Source organism: Ornithinibacter sp. (genome assembly GCF_035443565.1).
In the GTDB taxonomy this organism is placed as follows: domain Bacteria; phylum Actinomycetota; class Actinomycetes; order Actinomycetales; family Dermatophilaceae; genus Fodinibacter.
This window is the reverse complement of the sequence record NZ_DAORSO010000285.1, coordinates 1-1,914: the sequence shown is the minus strand read 5'-3', so window position 1 is coordinate 1,914 and position 1,914 is coordinate 1. Positions and strand designations below refer to the sequence as shown.

At 70.1% G+C, this 1,914-nt stretch carries 1 protein-coding gene; it reads right to left on the bottom strand.

The features are described from left to right. Window positions 1–114: 114 nt before the first annotated feature. The coding region (locus tag PLL68_RS14500; protein ID WP_324535294.1) for an MMPL family transporter at window positions 115–1,914 on the bottom strand (1,800 nt) is incomplete at its 5' end.

Sequence of the window (1,914 nt, the reverse complement as noted above, 5' to 3'; positions counted from 1 at the left end):
GATCGACGAGCGCGCATGACGTCCTCCAGTGAGGCCACCTCGCCCCAACCCGGCCCTACGTCGGGCTGTGAGCTACCTCACGCCCCGTCACGATCCTCTCGATCACCACCGCTGTCAGCGGATTGGCGAAAGTTCCTCGTCCTTCCTGAGATCGGCTCTCAGGAACTTCGGCCACCAGACCGGCGGGCCGAGGTCGTAGGCCGCGGCAGGCACCAGCAGGGAACGGACGACGAAGGTGTCGAGCAGCACGCCGAAGGCGACGATGAACGCGATCTGCACGAGGAAGACGAGCGGCAGCACGGCCAGGGCCGAGAACGTCGCCGCCAGCACGATGCCAGCGCTCGTGATCACGCCTCCCGTCACGGCGAGGCCGACGAGGATGCCGGGTCGCGTCCCCCTGACCGTGGCCTCCTCACGGACGCGGGTCATGAGGAAGATCGAGTAGTCGATGCCGAGCGCCACGAGGAACACGAACCCGTAGAGCGGGATCGCGGGGTCTCCCCCCGTGAAGCCGAAGCCGTGCTCGAAGACCAGGGCGGCGATACCGATGGTCGCCGCGAAGGAGACGAGGTTGGCCGCGACGAGCAGCAGCGGCGCGACGATGGAGCGCAGCAGCAGGGACAGGACGAGGAAGATGACGAGGAGGATCGTCGGCACGAGCACCTTGAGGTCACGGGCGCTCGCGTCGAGGACGTCGAGGTTCGTGGCGGCGTTGCCACCGACGAGCGCCTGGCTCGACACCTCGTCGAGGTCGGAGCGCAGTCGCTCCACGGTGTCGCGTGCGTCCGCGGTGTCCGAGGCCGCCGTGGTCGTCGCCTGGATGAGGACGGTCCCGTCGACGACCGGGGGCGGAACGGCGGGTGCCCCCGGCATCGGCGGGACCATCCCGATGAACGCGCTCTCGACCCCGTCATCGGCGGTGACCACCGCGAGCGCGGCCTCGGCATCGGCCTGCGGCACGACGACCTGCACCGGGGTGGCCGAGCCTGCCGGGAAGTGTTCGCCGATGACCCGCTGCGCGACGATCGCGTCGGTGTCGTCGAGGAAGGTCTCCTCGATGGTTGACCCGCTCGCCGTGAAAGTCGGGGCAAAGGCCGCCGCCGCGAGCAGCGCGGCCAGCGTGAGCACCCACGTGCGCCGCGGGTGCTTCCCGACCAGATCGGCCACCCGGCCCCAGACCCCCCGGGTGCCGACGACGTCCTCGGCGTGCACGTGGTCGAGCTTGGGCACGAACGGCCAGAAGACCTTGCGGCCGAAGAGCAGCAGCACGGCGGGCAGGAAGGTCAATGAGGCGAGCATGGCGCCGGCGATCCCCAGCGCACCGACCGGCCCGAGCCCCGACGTGCTGCGCAGCTCGGCGAGCAGCAGGCAGAGCAGACCGAGGATCACCGTGGCGGCCGAGGCGACGATCGGTTCGACCGCTCCGAACCAGGCCCGCTTGAGGGCGACCCAGGAACTGGCCTCGTCGTGCAGGGCCTCCTTGAAGCGGCTGACGAGGAGCAGCGCGTAGTCGGTCGCGGCCCCCACGACGAGGATGAACAGGATGCCCTGCGACTGCCCCGACAGCGTGATGACGTCGTTGACCGCGAGCTGGTAGACGACCAACGACGCGGCGCTCAACCCGAACACGGCGCTCAGCAGCACGGCGAACGGCAGGATCGGGCTGCGGTAGACGATGAGCAGGATGACGAGCACCACGCTGAGGGCCACGGCGAGCAGGATGCCGTCGATGCCGGCGAACGCTTCGGCGAAGTCGGCGATGAGGCCACCCGGCCCTCCGACGTTGGCCGACAATCCGGCGGGGACCAGGGTCTCATCGATGCTCGCCCGCAGGGCATCCGCCCCCTCGACCAGGGCTGACGTCTCACCGCTGGCCGCCGTGCCGGTGACCCCGTCGAGCGGCACGCTGAGCAG